The organism is Dehalobacter restrictus DSM 9455 (assembly GCF_000512895.1).
Taxonomy (GTDB): Bacteria; Bacillota; Desulfitobacteriia; order Desulfitobacteriales; family Syntrophobotulaceae; genus Dehalobacter; species Dehalobacter restrictus.
The window spans coordinates 2,213,316-2,230,083 of the sequence record NZ_CP007033.1 but is presented as its reverse complement, the minus strand read 5'-3'; the positions used below and the strand labels follow the sequence as shown (position 1 = coordinate 2,230,083).

16 protein-coding genes and 1 pseudogene are annotated in these 16,768 nt (G+C 48.6%); all 17 read left to right on the top strand.

What is annotated here, in order from left to right:
* The first annotated feature begins 25 nt into the window (after positions 1-25).
* The 17 genes and pseudogenes from sigE (at position 26) to carB (ending at position 16,532) form a co-directional block, all read left to right on the top strand.
* Positions 26-730, top strand: coding sequence for an RNA polymerase sporulation sigma factor SigE (gene sigE, locus DEHRE_RS10665; protein ID WP_051008283.1), 705 nt, complete (start codon positions 26-28; stop codon positions 728-730).
* Positions 731-810: 80 nt separating this feature from the next.
* Entirely contained in the window at positions 811-1,584 is a 774-nt protein-coding gene (gene sigG, locus DEHRE_RS10660; protein WP_019226192.1) for an RNA polymerase sporulation sigma factor SigG, read from the top strand.
* A 69-nt stretch (positions 1,585-1,653) separates the two neighbouring features.
* Positions 1,654-1,911, top strand: a complete 258-nt coding sequence (locus DEHRE_RS10655) for a YlmC/YmxH family sporulation protein (protein ID WP_019226193.1) — start codon at positions 1,654-1,656, stop codon at positions 1,909-1,911.
* 87 nt (positions 1,912-1,998) lie between these two features.
* Positions 1,999-2,799 (top strand): peptidoglycan editing factor PgeF, encoded by an 801-nt coding sequence (gene pgeF / locus DEHRE_RS10650; protein ID WP_019226194.1) that lies wholly within the window; start codon positions 1,999-2,001, stop codon positions 2,797-2,799.
* A gap of 75 nt (positions 2,800-2,874) precedes the next feature.
* On the top strand, positions 2,875-3,795 hold the full coding sequence (locus DEHRE_RS10645) for a biotin/lipoyl attachment domain-containing protein (protein ID WP_242836948.1): 921 nt from the start codon (positions 2,875-2,877) through the stop codon (positions 3,793-3,795).
* Between the two features lie 120 nt (positions 3,796-3,915).
* Positions 3,916-4,605 carry a YggS family pyridoxal phosphate-dependent enzyme gene (locus DEHRE_RS10640; protein WP_019226196.1) on the top strand — a complete coding sequence of 230 codons (690 nt, stop codon included), beginning with the start codon at positions 3,916-3,918 and terminating at the stop codon, positions 4,603-4,605.
* A 49-nt stretch (positions 4,606-4,654) separates the two neighbouring features.
* Positions 4,655-5,182 carry a cell division protein SepF gene (locus DEHRE_RS10635; RefSeq protein WP_019226197.1) on the top strand — a complete coding sequence of 176 codons (528 nt, stop codon included), beginning with the start codon at positions 4,655-4,657 and terminating at the stop codon, positions 5,180-5,182.
* A 97-nt stretch (positions 5,183-5,279) separates the two neighbouring features.
* Positions 5,280-5,417: pseudogene (locus tag DEHRE_RS15360) on the top strand (YggT family protein); the annotation flags it as partial.
* Between the two features lie 374 nt (positions 5,418-5,791).
* Positions 5,792-6,781, top strand: a complete 990-nt coding sequence (locus tag DEHRE_RS10625) for an IS5 family transposase (RefSeq protein WP_019226936.1) — start codon at positions 5,792-5,794, stop codon at positions 6,779-6,781.
* Between the two features lie 358 nt (positions 6,782-7,139).
* A complete protein-coding gene (gene pduL / locus DEHRE_RS10620) occupies positions 7,140-7,721 on the top strand; it encodes a phosphate propanoyltransferase (protein ID WP_019226897.1) in 582 nt (193 codons plus the stop codon).
* A gap of 26 nt (positions 7,722-7,747) precedes the next feature.
* Positions 7,748-8,218, top strand: coding sequence for a signal peptidase II (gene lspA / locus DEHRE_RS10615; protein WP_019226896.1), 471 nt, complete (start codon positions 7,748-7,750; stop codon positions 8,216-8,218).
* Complete coding sequence (locus tag DEHRE_RS10610) at positions 8,199-9,164, top strand: RluA family pseudouridine synthase (protein WP_019226895.1); 966 nt, start codon at positions 8,199-8,201, stop codon at positions 9,162-9,164. The genes lspA and DEHRE_RS10610 overlap by 20 nt, the downstream gene beginning before the upstream one ends.
* 161 nt (positions 9,165-9,325) lie before the next feature.
* The gene (gene pyrR / locus DEHRE_RS10605; RefSeq protein ID WP_019226894.1) at positions 9,326-9,871 is read left to right on the top strand and encodes a bifunctional pyr operon transcriptional regulator/uracil phosphoribosyltransferase PyrR; all 546 of its coding nucleotides are present in this window, start codon (positions 9,326-9,328) and stop codon (positions 9,869-9,871) included.
* Between the two features lie 130 nt (positions 9,872-10,001).
* On the top strand, positions 10,002-10,937 hold the full coding sequence (locus tag DEHRE_RS10600; protein ID WP_019226893.1) for an aspartate carbamoyltransferase catalytic subunit: 936 nt from the start codon (positions 10,002-10,004) through the stop codon (positions 10,935-10,937).
* A complete protein-coding gene (locus tag DEHRE_RS10595; RefSeq protein WP_019226892.1) occupies positions 10,924-12,261 on the top strand; it encodes a dihydroorotase in 1,338 nt (445 codons plus the stop codon). Before DEHRE_RS10600 ends, DEHRE_RS10595 begins: the two co-directional genes overlap by 14 nt.
* On the top strand, positions 12,261-13,355 hold the full coding sequence (locus DEHRE_RS14700; protein WP_019226891.1) for a carbamoyl phosphate synthase small subunit: 1,095 nt from the start codon (positions 12,261-12,263) through the stop codon (positions 13,353-13,355). Before DEHRE_RS10595 ends, DEHRE_RS14700 begins: the two co-directional genes overlap by 1 nt.
* A complete protein-coding gene (gene carB / locus DEHRE_RS10585) occupies positions 13,356-16,532 on the top strand; it encodes a carbamoyl-phosphate synthase large subunit (RefSeq protein WP_019226890.1) in 3,177 nt (1,058 codons plus the stop codon).
* Positions 16,533-16,768 lie beyond the last annotated feature (236 nt).

Here is a 16,768-nt window from a genome sequence, read left to right as displayed (position 1 = left end):
CATCAAACAGTACTATAGGGTAGTTATGTCAGCATTTAAGAGAAAATTAATTTTTTTGTTCCTGAAACTGCATCGGGTAAGGGAGGTCTTTTATGTCGGCAGCAGCGAAGCCCTGCCGCCCCCGCTGCGACTGGAAGAAGAGGAATATCTGATCACGAGACTCGAGCATGGGGACCTTTCGGTGAAAGATATGTTGATCGAGCGCAACCTAAGACTGGTTGTTTATATCTCCCGCAAATTTGAGAACACGGGAATCGGTATCGAGGATTTGGTCTCGATCGGGACGATCGGTTTGATTAAAGCGGTCAATACCTTTGATCCCGCCAAGAAAATCAAGCTGGCCACTTACGCTTCCCGCTGTATTGAAAATGAAATTCTGATGTATCTGCGCAGAAATAATAAAATAAGGACAGAGGTTTCTTTCGATGAACCTCTGAATATCGACTGGGACGGCAATGAGCTGCTTCTGTCCGATGTACTGGGAACCGAGAACGATATCATCTCGCGCCCGATTGAAGAGGAAGTCGACAGGCAGCTGCTGGACCTCGCAATGGGCAGTCTAAGTGAGCGGGAAAAACTGATCATGGAGCTTAGATTCGGCATGGGCGGATGCGAAGAAAAGACGCAAAAGGAGGTGGCTGACCGCCTCGGGATCTCGCAATCATACATATCCAGACTCGAAAAGCGCATCATACGCAGGCTGCGGAAAGAATTTGTCCGGTTGGAATGACGATTTGGAATAACTTGTCTGCTGTCAGGGCATACTCTCCAGAGAATAACCATGAAAAACCACATCTGGAGGGTATTTTAATGGTCTTAAACAAGGTTGAGATCTGCGGAGTGAATACGTCCAAACTGCCCGTCTTAAGTGGTGCCAAGATGAAAGAACTGTTTTTGAAATTTCAGGCCGGGGACAAGTCGGCTCGCGAACAACTAGTCCGGGGAAACCTTCGCCTGGTGCTCAGCGTGATTCAGCGGTTCAGCAATAGAGGGGAGCATGTGGACGACCTTTTTCAGGTAGGCTGTATCGGCTTGATGAAGGCGATCGACAATTTTGATCTTGGTCAGAACGTCAAGTTTTCTACCTACGCTGTCCCAATGATTATCGGGGAGATACGGCGCTATTTAAGGGATAACAATCCGATCAGAGTCAGCAGATCTTTACGGGATATCGCCTATAAAGCCCTACAGGTTCGGGATAAGCTGGCGTCCGAGTGCTCGCGGGAGCCGACAATCAATGAGATTGCCGAGAAACTGGAAATCTCTCACGAAGATGTTATTTTTGCGCTCGATGCGATCCAGGAACCTGTGTCGCTTTTTGAACCGATCTATCATGACGGTGGCGATCCGATTTTTGTCATGGATCAGATCGGTGATGACAAACAGTCGGACAAACTTTGGTTGGAATCACTTTCGATCAAGGAAGGTATGGGCAAACTCGGAGAAAGGGAAAAGAAGATTATCTCACTGCGCTTCTTCCAGGGTAAAACCCAGATGGAAGTGGCCGAAGAAATTGGGATATCCCAGGCCCAGGTTTCCCGCCTGGAAAAGGCAGCTCTGAAGTATATGCGCAAGCATGTCTAAATTCAATTCAAATATGTCATGATTGCAACCCCTCCTCATATGATAGTAAGTGAGAGGAGGGGCTTTGCCATGAGAGTCTCTGAATTGAGGGTACTCGATATTATCAATATAGAGGACGGGCGGCGCTTAGGGCCGGTCATCGACCTTGATCTGGATTTGGAAAAAGGAATTGTGAAAGGCATCGTTATCATGGCTTCCTCCCGGGCGAAAGGCTTCTTTGGCAGTGGGAAGGCGGGCGACGTATTTGTTCCTTGGGAAAAAGTGATCAAGATCGGTATTGATGTAATCCTGGTCGACGGCAGGGATTTAATCAATATCAACTATTAAAAATTGTAAAAGAGCTGTATTCAAAGGTTTTTTTCGATATAATAGATAGAGATGATTTAAGGTTTGACTGCAATGAGGTATAATCATATGGCATGGGAAAGACAAACGGTCGGCGGGCTGGCTTACCTGAAAATTCCTAAATGGTCCCTTCACGGAGTAACCGCCGTGTTCTCGACCAGGGACGGGGGCGTCGGCAGCCCGCCTTATTCCTCTTTGAATCTGGCTTTGCATGTCGGTGATACGATTGATGATGTTTTACATAATAGACGGATATTTCTGGCCGGAATAGGGCGTTCACCAGAAGACTGTGTCACCGCTGAACAGGTTCACGGCACTGCTGTACGGTTTGTAACAGAAAAAGACCGGGGCAGGGGTATGCAGGATTTGGTATCGGCGCTGCCATCCTGCGATGGAATGCTTACAGCGCAGGATGTAGGGTTGCTAACTTTTTATGCGGATTGTGTGCCTGTCTTCTTTTTTCATCCGCGCAGCAGAATCATCGGGCTTGCGCATGCCGGCTGGAGAGGAACGGCAGCTAATATCGTCCAAGAGATGGTGAACAGGATGATTCAAGTTGGAGCTGATGCGGAAGAATGTTTGGCCGCGATCGGCCCCTGCATCGGACCGTGCTGTTATGTCGTTGGAGATTCCGTCGCTTCAATATTTCGAGAAAAATGGAACGAACCTTCCGTGCTTTCGGAAACGGAACCGGGTGAGTACAGTCTGGATTTACAGGAAGCAAACCGTCAGTTGTTGATCTCCGCCGGAATTCGTGCAGAGAATATATCGACCGCTCAAATGTGCACATCTTGTCATGCCGGGGAATTCTTTTCTTACAGGAGAGAAGGGATAACCGGCAGGATGGCCGCTTATATCGGATTCTCATAAGTACTGTTTGTAAGAGGAATGATGATGGCTAAAAAAACCAGAAAAAGATTTAATGTATTTTTTATGATATTGGTTTTGTCTATAATCGGCCTATTCCTTTGGGATTACCGGTCATCGTGGATTGCCGGCTCACTTTCGTTTGAGACTGTTCATCAGGGCCTTGTACAACACGAAAAAACAGTGAAGGCCGTATTTGCCAATACGGAAACCGTACTGACGGCGCCGGCTGAAGGAACCGTTGTACTGGTTGGCGCGGAAGGAAGAAGATTTAAAAAGGGTGAATCAGTAGCCCGCGTGATCCCTGCCGGAGTAGGACATGAGCAATCTGACTCAGGGATATGGATAAGCGCACCGGTTTCGGGCCTGTTTTATTCGCAGCGGGACGGGCTGGAACAGATCATGACATCGGAAAATCTGATGAATATGGATCTGGACAGATTATTGGCCCAGACGCAAAATGACGGGACAGAAACGAAGCAGACAGAGACTGCCCAGGGGAACGGTCAATCTGCGGATAACAGTCAGAATACCACGGTCAGTCTGCATTCCCCGATCGGCAAGATGGTGAACAACCTTTATCCGAGCTGGGTATTTGTGTATCTGGGGATCCAGGATTCCCTGGCTATTGGAGATGTTGTTGAGTTTGTGATTGATGACGAAGAATGCTATGGTACGGTCATGAAACTTTCGGCGCAGCCCGGAGGAGCAGTGATCCGTTTTAGTCAATATGTTCAAGGGACAACGGAGAACAGGATACGCGAAATTATCTGGAGATTTCGGTCCCCGACCAAGGGTTCGGTCGTTCCTGCCAGTGCCTTGTGCACCTCCGGTGAGGAAAAAGGAGTCTATGTCCTGGAGGATGGCGTGATCCGCTACCAGAGTGTCATCGTCAAGGACAGCAACGAGAATTTAGTCTGTGTCGAAGGTCTTCCAGAAGGCGTTCGGGTTGTCGTTAACCCGGTAGAGGGCATTGAAGGCATGTATGTAAAGTCTTGATTTAAAAAAGTTTTAAAAAAGTCAACAAATCCAAGCCATTTCTTGCATAAAAAGCAGGGAAATCAAGGAAAATGTAGAACATATAAATGATCATACGCCAACAAAGGCGGCAGGAGTACAATGAGTATAGTCAATAACATTTCGGAAGTACAGCAAAAAATCGCGGCAGCTGCTGCGAGAGCAGGCCGCAGCCCGAAAGATATCGCACTTCTGGCCGTATCCAAGACAGTACCTGAAGACAGGATCATGGAAGCATACAGGGCAGGCTTAAGGGCTTTCGGGGAAAATAAAGTACAGGAGTGGCAGACCAAGCATCTCTTGCTGCCGCAGGATTGCCAGTGGCATATCATTGGCCACCTGCAGACGAATAAGGTAAAATACCTAGACGACAGCATCGCGCTCATTCATTCGCTGGATCGCTTTGCTCTGTTGGAGAAGCTGAATCTGGAAGGGGAAAAACGCCAGATCAGATGGAAGACGCTTGTCCAGGTCAATGTTGCGAGGGATGAGGCCAAAGCCGGTCTCGAGATCGAAGAAATTCAGGACTTTATGGATAGCGTGCACGATTTCCCCTATGTGACTGTTCACGGACTAATGACGATTGGGGCCCTTAATGCCGGACCCGAAGAAACAAGAGGGTATTTCCGGAAACTCAGGGAGATCAGAGATGATTTACTGACGAAAGGTGCCGGAGGGCCTGATGGTCTTCCCCACTTGTCGATGGGGATGAGCCAGGATTATGAAACTGCGGTCGAAGAGGGCACTACGATTGTCCGGGTCGGAAGCACGATTTTTGGACACAGGAATTAATATATTTTAAATAAAACTTATAGAAAAATTAAAATCATGGAGGATGAAAATGGCAAAGATACTTGACAAATTTATAGGTATTATGGGTTTTGGGGACGATGAGGACGATTTCGAACCTGAAGAATTAGAAGAAGAGTATTCCGGAAGAGCAGAAAAGTCCAGAAACAGCAGTTTCAGAGATAATGCGCTCAGAGAACCTGCTCCGAGCGAATCCTTCAGCAGGGAAACATACAAAGACAATGCCCTGAAAAGAAAACAGGCTTCTGTGGTCAGCATTCACACCCAAAAGCAGGTAAGGGTCATCGTCGTAGAGCCGGTCTCTTTCGAGGAAGCCCAGGGAATTGCCGAACACCTTAAAGCCCGCAAATCAGTTATTCTGAACCTGGAACGGACCGACGGTCATTTGTCCCAGCGAATCGTTGATTTTATCAGCGGTACGACCTATGCTTTAGGTGGGAATATGCAGAAGGTTGGCAATGGTATTTTTCTGTTTGTCCCAAATAATGTGGATATTAGCGGCGAGCTGAATTACAAAACGACCGAGCGGGATATCCTCTGGCCTAAAACCAACAATTAACCGAAGGCATTCATCCACAGGCATTAATCTTGGGGGGGTAATCAGAATTACGATTCTTTATTGGAGTTACGCAATTATCGACAAGGTCCTTCTGATCTTGGAATGGCTTGTAATCATACGCTGTATTTTATCCTGGATACCTCATTCGCCAAGTAATCAATTTATTCGGATCATTTACGATATCACTGAACCACTTTTGAGGCCTTTTCGAAAAATACGGCTTGGTAACCAGGCAATGATGGTGGATTTTGCCCCGTTTTTTGCTGTCCTGGCCATCGTACTGATCAAAAGTGTGATTCTTGCGCCGCTTTATGCGCTTATTGCCAGGCTCATTATTTAGAACGGAAGAAGCGTCCAGCAAATGAAGTGAGATATTGAATATCACAAATAGAAAACTCGTCCTGAGACGAGTTTTCCGTATTCTCAACCGAATGCCATGTCATCCATGACGTATTCGACACCGTGAAGGCCATTTAAACGCCTTTACACTTCCTGTACCGTCGCGGGGTTTGACTTCATATGGTAAAATAATTCTAGGGAAACACTGATTAAATCGCCCCCCGGACAAAAAAATGGTAAAATTAAAGAAAACAGTAACAGGTGGTAAAAATGGGGCAACAAACCTTTTCGGATATAGAATACTCAAACCGACGGAAGAAAACGAAACGAGAAGAATTTCTTGAAATAATGAACGAGATCATCCCCTGGGACGAATGGGTGGCGCTTATACAGCCGCACTATTTTGACGGTAAGCGCGGTCGTCCACCGCTCGGGATTGAAAAAATGCTGAGAATGTATCTGCTGCAGATATGGTTTAGCCTTTCTGACGAAGGTGTAGAGGATGCCATTTACGACAGTTACGCCATGCGAAAATTTATGGGAATAGACTTCATACATGAGCAGGCGCCGGATGCGACCACCCTGCTCAAATTCCGTCATTTGATTGAGGAAAGCGGCTTAGGGAAGGCATTCTTTGAGGCGATCAACCGTTGTTTGGAACAGTGCGGACATATCATGAAAGGTGGAACCATTGTTGACGCCACACTGATCAGCGCGCCATCCTCAACGAAGAACGCAAGCGGTAGCCGCGATCCGGAGATGCACCAAACAAAGAAGGGTAATCAGTGGTATTTCGGCATGAAATGCCATATCGGTGTGGACGCAGGGACCGGTTATATTCATGGTATAGCGGCAACAGGCGCAAATGTGCATGACATAGCCGAAGCGTCAAAGCTAATGAGGCCGGAAGACGAGGTTTTCTACGGTGACGCCGGATATTTGGGACTAAATAAACGACCGGAAATCACAGAGGACCCTCACAAATCACAAATTGATTACCGTATCGCTGAGCGTCCCGGAAAGAAACGCAGCATGGACAATGGCCCTGCACGGGATTTTTATTGCCATATAGAGTTTCGGAAAGCGTCTGTCCGAGCCAAAGTGGAGCACGCCTTTCATATCATTAAGAACATATTTGGCTTCAAAAAGGTTTGTTATAGAGGAATTGCCAAGAATCTGAATAGACTGTATATGCTGGCCGCCAGCGCAAACCTGCTGATGTGCGCCCGAAGCGGCGGCTGGCGAAGCCAATGCGCGTAATCCGGGGATAAGTACGCCTTTTTTCGAGAATTACTCGGAAAAGGCAGCTGAAATCGGCGGCGATAGGGCCGCTAACTTGGGATTATCCCACTTTATTATTTATTGGGATGATAAAAAACGTTATTAATCAGTGGTTCCCTAGTATTCCCATTACCAGATCTGCCGGAATCGGAGTCTTTGAAGACAAAGAAGTTTTTTGAATCTTAAACGTACGATGCAGGATATCTGCAGCTATCTGGTTTATAATAGAAACATTAAAGTATTGCGGTCATTTATATCGGAAAGCTTCTTGACAAGCAATTGTTGCGATCATGGACCATGGAGCGATCATTCAAACAAACATTGAGGAGTGAACATCATGCGTACATTTTCTGTTCCGGTTGGAATATCCAATCGTCATCTTCATCTTTCGGAGGAACATATCAACCAGCTTTTTGGTGAAAACAGTACACTTACTAAAAAGAAAGACTTAAGTCAGCCCGGACAGTTTGCGGCTGAAGAGACTGTAACACTGATCGGTCCCAAAGGGAAACTTGAGGGAGTCCGTGTCCTGGGGCCTGCCCGTGATGAAACCCAGATTGAACTTGCTGTGACAGACGCGATTAAACTGGGATTAAACATTTCGGCAAGAGATTCCGGTAATACCGAAGGGACACCCGGTATTAATATTTCAGCCGGAGATAAAAAAGTAAGTCTGGAACGCGGAGTCATTGCTGCGATGCGTCATATCCATGCCAGTGAAGACGATGCGCTGCAGTATGGTATCAAGGATAAGGATATGGTAAAAGTGCTTTTTGAAGGACCTCGTGGCGGCATTCTTCATAACGTTCTGGTCAGAGTAAAATCAACTTATGCACTTGATCTGCACATCGATACCGATGAAGCGAATGCGCTGGGGCTTAAAAACGGAGACACCGGAACGGTGATCATTGAGGATTAATGATTCATTAGATGGAGGGTAACCTTTTGCCATTCTTATATACCTGGGTAACACTGATCGTTGTCTTAGTCTTAGACCGTCTCAGTAAATGGGTCGTTCAAAGCAATATGACGTTGGGAGAAAGCCGGGTCGTTATCCCGGGCTTTTTCCATCTGACATATATATTGAATCCCGGTGCGGCCTTTGGCATGCTGCAGGGCCAAAAGTGGGTGCTGGTCACTGTTTCTGTAATTGTTCTTGCCGCCCTGTTCTATTTTCAAAGAAAAGTGCCGCACGGACAAAGGCTTATGCGGGTAAGCATGGGTCTGATCGGGGGCGGAGCGCTCGGTAATCTCTGGGACCGATTGCTTACCGGAAAAGTGATTGATTTTCTAGATTTCAAGGTCTGGTCCTATATTTTTAATATCGCCGACAGCATGATTGTCATCGGCGGTATCTTGTTGATTATACTTTTGATGCGAATGAAAGAGGATACAAATGACGAATCATTATTTTGAAGATGAAACGCAGGATCATTTTATTGAGGAGCCGGACAGCGAGGAATGGCAGTTTGTTCAGGTAGCTCCCGGCCAGCGGCTGGATACGGCGCTGGCGGAATGCACCTCACTGAGCAGAAGCTATATACAAAACCTTATCCAGCAGGAACGCGTGCTTGTCAATAGCCAGCCTAAGAAGGCCAATTACCGGGTTCAGGAAGAAGACCGTATTGAGATCAGTATTCCTCCTGCGCAGAAGCTGGATGTTCTGCCTGAAGAATTACCGCTGGATATTGTGTATGAAGATGATGATCTTCTTGTGGTCAATAAACCTCAGGGCATGGTGGTGCATCCTGCTCCTGGTGCGTGGAGCGGAACGCTGGTCAACGCACTGCTGTATCACTGCCAAAACCTTTCCGGGATTAATGGTGTCATCCGCCCGGGAATTATTCACCGGATCGACAAAGATACTTCCGGGCTGTTGGTCGTTGCTAAAACGGATGACGCGCATCATCATCTTGCCCATCAGATTAAAGAGCACAGTGTTGGACGAAGCTACAGGGCTGTCGTTCACGGGCTGATGTCTGAACCGTCGGGAACTGTGGATGCACCCATTGGCAGAGATCCAAAGGATCGTAAGAAAATGGCGGTTGTTTTTAAGAATTCCCGCAATGCGGTGACGCACTATTATGTACTGGAACGATTTATGCAATTTACCGAGATCAAAGCGGTGTTGGATACAGGAAGGACCCACCAGATCAGAGTACATATGGCCTATTTGAAACATCCTGTGCTGGGAGACCCGCTTTACGGGCCAAAAAAAAATCCTTTTGGCATGACTGGGCAGGTTCTTCATGCCGAGACACTGAGTTTTATTCATCCGAGGACCGGAGAAAAGATGACATTTACGGCAGATCCACCCGAATCATTTCGGGACGTTCTGGAAAAGCTAAAGAATAGCGATTGACATTTGGTGCATAGTACACTAAACTAAATTATAATAAAATTGAATCAGTTGCCTTTAAAATTGTCCCGTGAGGCAGGTAAGGCAGATAAAATGTTGTACGTGAAGTATGGCTGTCTGCTCCTGCAGGCAGCTTTATTATTTTTGAAAGAAGGCGAACTCAAATGGAAGGTACGCCAAAAAACAGGATCATGGATGCGGACGGGATCCGCAGAGCGATTAGCAGGATATCCCATGAAATCCTGGAGAAGAATCAGGGAACGAAAGATCTTGTCCTGATCGGGATAAGGACGAGGGGAGTCCCTTTAGCGGAACGCATTAAGGAAAGGATTGCAGAATTTGAGGGTGTATCGATTCCTCTCGGGCTGCTTGATATCACACTTTATAGAGACGACCTGAGTACGATTGATATTCAACCTGTGTTGCATGAGACCAAAGTGCCATTCAGCTTAGATGGGAAAATCGTTATTTTGGTCGATGACGTTTTATTTACCGGCCGTACAGTCAGAGCAGCGCTCGATGCGCTGCTGGATCTCGGAAGACCATCGAAAATCCAACTGGCCGTTTTGGTAGACCGGGGGCACCGGGAACTGCCGATCAGGGCCGATTATGTCGGCAAAAATGTTCCGACTTCCAGCAGGGAAATTGTTTCTGTGTGCCTGGAAGAAACGGATGGAAGTGAAGAAGTATTCCTACAGGAAAAAAAGTAACGAACATTTTGAGTCCAACCCTTTAAATGTTATCCTGAGAGATAGCCAAGGGAAAGCGAGAAAGTTGATTATTCAATTCCTCCTGCCCTTTGGCTGGAGGAATTTTTAATGATTGATGGGAGGCGTACGCATGAATTGGAAGCACAAGGACCTGCTTGATCTGGACATACTGACAGCGGAAGAAATCAAACATATCTTGAAGACTGCGGCTCCGATGAAAGAGATTCTGGCAAGACCCAATAAGAAATTACCGACACTCAGAGGAAAATCTGTGGTCATGCTTTTTTATGAGAACAGCACCCGGACCAGGACTTCCTTCGAGACTGCGGCCAAAATCCTTGGAGCAGATACGTCAAATATTGCAGTTGCCCAAAGCAGTGTAAGTAAGGGGGAAACCCTTCTGGATACAGCGAAGACCCTTCAGGCCATGAAAGTCGATTTGGTAGTCATCAGGCATGGCAGCTCAGGGGTGGCAGGGTTCCTCGCCGATGAGCTTTCAGCCGGCGTGATCAATGGTGGTGACGGCCAGCATGCCCATCCGACTCAGGCCTTGCTGGACTTTTTTACGATGCAGGAAAGACTGGGCGAACTTCAAGGCAAGAAAATTGTGATTGTCGGCGATGTGCTGCACTCTAGAGTTGTGCGGAGCAATGTCCTCGGACTGAAAAAACTTGGTGCGGAAGTCGTTTTGGTTGGCCCGCCGACGCTGCTGCCATCGGAAATGAATTACCTTGGTGTGAAGACCTCTTACGATTTGGATAAAGAACTGCCCGGGGCCGATGCGGTGATGGCTCTCCGTCTTCAGTTGGAAAGGCAGCAAAGCGGCCTCTTTCCGTCAATCCGGGAATACAGCAGGTTATACGGTCTTAGCCTGGAAAGGTTAAAACAAACCGGCAAAGATACTATTATCATGCACCCCGGTCCGATGAACAGAGGTGTCGAGATTACGAGTGATTTGGCTGACAGTGTGCAGTCTGTGATTGAAGAGCAGGTCACCAACGGTGTTGCCGTTCGGATGGCTTTGATTTACTTGTTGATAGGAGGGACAGGCAGTGTTGTGGATTAAGAATGCGTATGTGATTGACCCGGCCCAAAGATTGTCCGGGATCAATGATGTCTTGGTTAAAGATGGCGTTATTGTGAAATCAGCCGGGAGCCTGCAGCCTGCAGACGTTCTGGAAGCGCTGGAAGCCCAGAGGCTTGACGATGTGCTACAGGTTGAGGGGGAAGGAAAATATTTGTTCCCCGGTCTAATTGATGTGCACGTGCATCTCCGCGAACCCGGTCAAGAGGAGAAGGAAGATATCCGTAGCGGTTCCAGAGCTGCGATAAAAGGAGGATTTACCTCGATACTCGCCATGGCCAATACAACGCCGATTGTTGACAACCGTGCGCTAACGGAATTTGTGCGGCTGCAGGGAGAACGCGCCGCTATGGCCAGAGTCTATCCGATCGCGGCGGTAACGAAAGGTTTTCTTGGCAAAGAGCTGGTCGAGATGATGGATATCCTCGACGGCGGAGCAGTGGCGTTTTCCGATGACGGTAAAGGAATCCAGAACGCTGAGATGATGCGTCTGGCACTGGAATATGCCAAACTAACTGGCTGCCCGATCATCAGTCATTGTGAAGATGACAGCCTGGCCGGACACGGTGTGATGCGCAAAGGTGAAATGAGTGCGAGACTCGGCTTAAGAGGAATCCCAGCAAGCGCCGAGAGCGTAATGGTGGCCAGGGATGTGCTGCTGGCAGCTGAAACAGGGGGGAAACTCCATATTGCGCATGTATCGACCAAAGAAAGTGTGCAGATTATCAGAGAAGCAAAAAAAATGGGTGTGGATGTAACGGCCGAAGTGAATCCGCACCATCTGATCTTTATGGATAAGGATGTTAGCCTGACCGATGCCTCTTATAAAGTCAATCCACCGCTTCCTTCTGCAGAAGACCAGATTGCGCTGTTGGAAGGCTTGCTGGACGGGACGATCGATATGCTGGCGACAGACCACGCCCCGCATACCTGGGAAGAGAAGACCCGGCCTTTCGCCGAAGCACCGTTTGGGATCAACGCGCTGGAAACAGTCCTAGCCGCAGTCTGGCAGAACCTGGTGTTAAAAGGGAAAATAACCCCAGATCAGGTCATCGCTTTATGGTCGGTGAACCCGGCTCGCCGTTTCGGCCTGCCGGGCGGAACGCTTCGACCCGGGAGTCAGGCCGACTTGGTTCTGTTTGACCCGGAATACCGGGAAATGATTTCTGCGGAGACAATGGAGACAAAGTCGCAGAATACCCCTTTCCTGGGACAGGAGATGCAGGGATTTCCAGTAATGACCATTGTCGGCGGAAAAATACGAATGGCTGGAAGAAAGCTTTTAGACAATAAGGAGGAAGCATAATGGCCTGGCTGGTTTTAAGTGACGGAAAAGCTTTCGAAGGAGAAAAATTTGGCCCCTGGATTGGTGGAGACCACGTGATCAAAGGGGAAGTCGTATTCAATACTTCAATGTGCGGATATCAGGAGATGATCACCGATTTGTCCTATGCCGGACAAATCCTGACATTTACTCACCCGCAGATCGGGAACTACGGCTGGCATAATGAAGAGAGCGAAGCGGACAAGGTACTGCTTAAGGGTATCATCGTGCGGGAGCTCTCGGCTGGCGAAGGCAGCCTGCATGCCGATGGAAGCCTGGAGGATTTCTGTATGAAACAGAATATCCCTGGCTTAAAAGGCGTTGATACCCGGGCATTAACCCGCTATATCCGGAACAACGGGACGATGCCCGGCATAATGGTCGAGGAATTGGAACAGGCCGCAGCGTTCTGGCAGAAAAGCACGCCGCAGGATTTTGACCCTGAAAAACATTGGGTGTACCAGGCGACATCCGACGAAGAATATGTCATTCCCGGTAACGGTCCGGAGTTGGCCGTACTTGATCTTGGCGCCAAAAAGAATATTTTGCGCTGCCTGCAAAAAAGAGGTTACCGGCTGCATGTTTTCCCTGCAGGGACTCCCTCTCAGAAAATAATGGAGTTGAGGCCCCAGGGACTTGTGCTGAGCAATGGACCTGGAGATCCAGCCCGTTTGCCGGAGATCGCTGAGAATATGGGGAAACTGATTGCAGAATTACCGATTATGGGAATTTGTATGGGTCATCAGATTATGGCAATGGCCGCGGGCGCTTCAACCTACAAGCTGCCGTTTGGGCATCGCGGAGGGAACCATCCTGTTCAGAACAAAGAAACGGGCAAAGTAACCATGACTTCTCAGAACCATGGTTATGCTGTCAGTGAAGAATCGCTTCGAGGAACTGGGTTTAACATCATGTATGCGAATTTGAATGATGGCACAGTTGAAGGCCTGAAGCACGAAAAATATCCGGTTTTAACTGTGCAATATCATCCTGAAGCTGCACCGGGCCCTGAGGAAAATGATGAAATATTTGACCGCTTTGCAGAGATACTGAACGCTAAATGGGGGGAAATGTAAATGCCAAAACAAAATTGGCAGAAGGTCATGGTGATTGGTTCAGGACCCATCGTGATTGGACAGGCGGCTGAATTTGACTATGCCGGAACGCAGGCCTGCCGGGCTTTAAGGGAAGAAGGCGTGGAAATTATTCTGGTCAATTCCAATCCGGCTACTATTATGACGGATAAGGAAATTGCCGATAAAGTATATATCGAGCCTCTGACACTGGAGTTTTTGGAGAGAATTATTGAGAAGGAAAGACCCGACGGACTCATTCCGACTATGGGCGGCCAAACCGGACTGAACCTGGCTTTTCAGCTGGCCAAAGCCGGTATTCTGGACCGCTGTGGCGTTACGCTTTTGGGAACGCCGCTGGAGAGCATCAGCAAGGCGGAGGACAGGGAGCTTTTCCGGAACTTGATGAACGAAATCGGGGAACCGATCCCGGCAAGCTCGATTGTTTCGGATGTACAGGAAGCGTTAAAATTTGCTGAAGAAATTGGCTATCCGGTGATTGTTCGGCCGGCATTCACGCTGGGCGGTACCGGCGGCGGGATCGCCAAAGATGCGGATGAATTGACAACGATTGCCGCCAGCGGAATCAAAGCCAGTATGATTGGGCAGATTCTGATCGAAAAAAGCGTAGCCGGCTGGAAAGAAATTGAGTATGAGGTGCTGCGGGACAGCTGCGGCAACAGTATTACGGTTTGCCATATGGAGAATATGGATCCTGTCGGCGTCCATACCGGTGACAGCATCGTCATGGCGCCTTGTCAGACGCTTACGGATAAGGAAGTTCAGACACTTCGGACTTCGGCCCTGAAAATCGTGGCGGCCCTCGGTATTGAGGGAGGTTGCAATGTTCAATATGCGCTGCATCCGGAAAGACTTGAATACTGTGTCATTGAGGTCAATCCGCGTTTGAGCCGTTCGAGCGCGCTGGCTTCCAAAGCGACCGGCTACCCGATTGCGAAAGTGGCTGCCAAAATAGCGATTGGCTATACGCTGGCCGAACTGCCGAATGCGGTAACCGGGAAGACTTCGGCCTGTTTTGAGCCTGCCCTCGACTATGTGGTCGTGAAGATCCCGCGCTGGCCCTTCGATAAATTTTCTGATGCCGACCGTAGGATTGGTACACAAATGAAGGCGACCGGAGAGGTTATGGGTTTGGGCCGCAATTTGGAGACGGCCCTCTTAAAGGCGGTGCGCTCCCTTGAAACGAAAGCCTACGGCATCCTGCTCGAAGAGATGGCGTACATCGACGATGAACTTCTTCGGAAAAGATGCAGCCTGCCGGAAGATAATCTGCTCTTCGTGATCGCGGAAGCTTTCCGCAGGGGATGGACTGTAGATGAAATTAATCAGTTAAATGCGTGGAATCCTTACTTTTTGAAGAAAATAGAAGGGATTGTCAGGACATCCACAGAAATAAAGCAGCAGGTCTGGGATTTAACAGCCTTAACAAAGGCCAAGCGGCTGGGCTATTCCGACCGCGAGATTGCCCGTCTTTGGCATGCAAATGAGCAGCAGGTCTATGATTTCAGGATCCAAAACAGCCTGAAGCCTGTTTTTAAAATGGTCGATACCTGCGCCGGGGAGTTTGAAGCGACGACCCCATACTTCTACTCGAGCTATGATGTCGAGGATGAGGTCCAGCCGACAGATCGACGGAAAGTTGTCGTTCTGGGATCGGGGCCGATCAGGATTGGTCAGGGCATCGAGTTTGACTATTGCTCGGTTCATGCTGTGAAGGCGCTGCGCAAGGCAGGTATTGAGAGTATCATTATCAACAATAATCCGGAGACAGTGTCTACTGACTTTGATACGGCCGATAGGCTTTACTTTGAACCGCTCACGATTGAGGATGTCACGGCAGTCCTCGAGAAAGAAAAACCTGAGGGTATCGTCGTCCAATTTGGCGGACAGACTGCGATTGGGTTATGCAAAGGACTGGCGGAACGCGGTTACCGGATTCTTGGTACGACGGTCGAAGACACGGACAGAGCAGAAGAGAGAGGAATCTTTGATGAAGTTCTGCAGCAGCTGGGCGCTCGCCGGCCCCGCGGCGGATGCGTTTCCAACATGGAAGAAGCTGAAAAGCTTGCAGAGGATATCGGTTATCCGCTGATTGTACGTCCTTCCTATGTGCTTGGAGGAAGGGCTATGCAAATTGTTTATGAGCCTCAGGAACTCCAGGGCGTATTTGCAAGGGCTTTGGCGGATTTTCCGGGACAAAGCATCTGGATCGACCAGTATCTTCTCGGCAAAGAGGTCGAAGTCGATGCGATTTCCGACGGGGAAACCGTCTGCATTCCCGGAATCATGGAACATCTGGAACGGGCCGGCATTCATTCCGGCGATTCGATTGCGGTCTATCCGCCGCAAACGGTTGCAGACAACATCAAAGAAATCATCGAGGACTTAACCATTTCGCTGGCCCGGAGCCTGCGGATCAAAGGCTTATTGAATATCCAGTATGTCATCTATAAAGACCAGGTCTATGTTTTAGAAGTCAATCCCCGCTCCAGCCGTACGGTCCCTTTCTTAAGCAAGATTACCGGCGTGCCGATTGTGGAATTGGCCACCCGGGTTATTCTTGGAGAGAAGCTGGGGAGCATGGGTATTAAATCTGGTTTGTGGCCAGTTGGAGAGAAGGTTGCGGTAAAAGCACCGGTATTCTCTTTCTCAAAGCTGCTGCTCGTTGAACCTTCTCTCGGTCCTGAAATGAAATCAACCGGAGAAGTCATGGGGATTGATTATGATTATGAAAAAGCGCTCCAGAAAGCATTGATGGCCGCCGGCATGCAGATATCGGTTTACGGCACGCTGCTTGCAACCCTAGCCGACCGCGATAAGGAAGACGGGATACGGCTGGTCAAACGTTTTGCCAAACTTGGCTTTAGAATCATCGCCACGGAAGGGACGGCTAAGGCGATTTGCCAGTCCGGTATTGAAGTTGACACGGTTGGTAAACTTCATTCCGGATCAGACGATATCATTGAGAAAATCCGCAAAGGACGTGTCCAGTGTGTCTTAAATACAACCACACACGGCAGAATCATTGCCAGCGACGGTTTTGCGATCCGAAGAAGTGCAGTTGAACACGGCGTACCGTGCTTTACCAGTATGGATACGGCCGAAGCCTGGCTGCATGTTCTGGAGGCCAACATACCGAGCATCGTACCACTCAGCTAGCATAATGTTCTTAAAATAAATAAGCAAATATATACAGCCCATAAGTATCTGGGGTTGGTCTGGGTGTCACAATTCCACTTTCGGCAGCTAGCGCCCTCCATGGCGCTAACAGCCGCGCTCCGCATCCATGCTCCGCTTGACGCTGGAACTTGTGACACCCAGACCTAATATGGGGTAATCAGGCTTGAATGAAATTATTTGAGCAACACTTTCACTAGCTGCAGGATTTATCAACG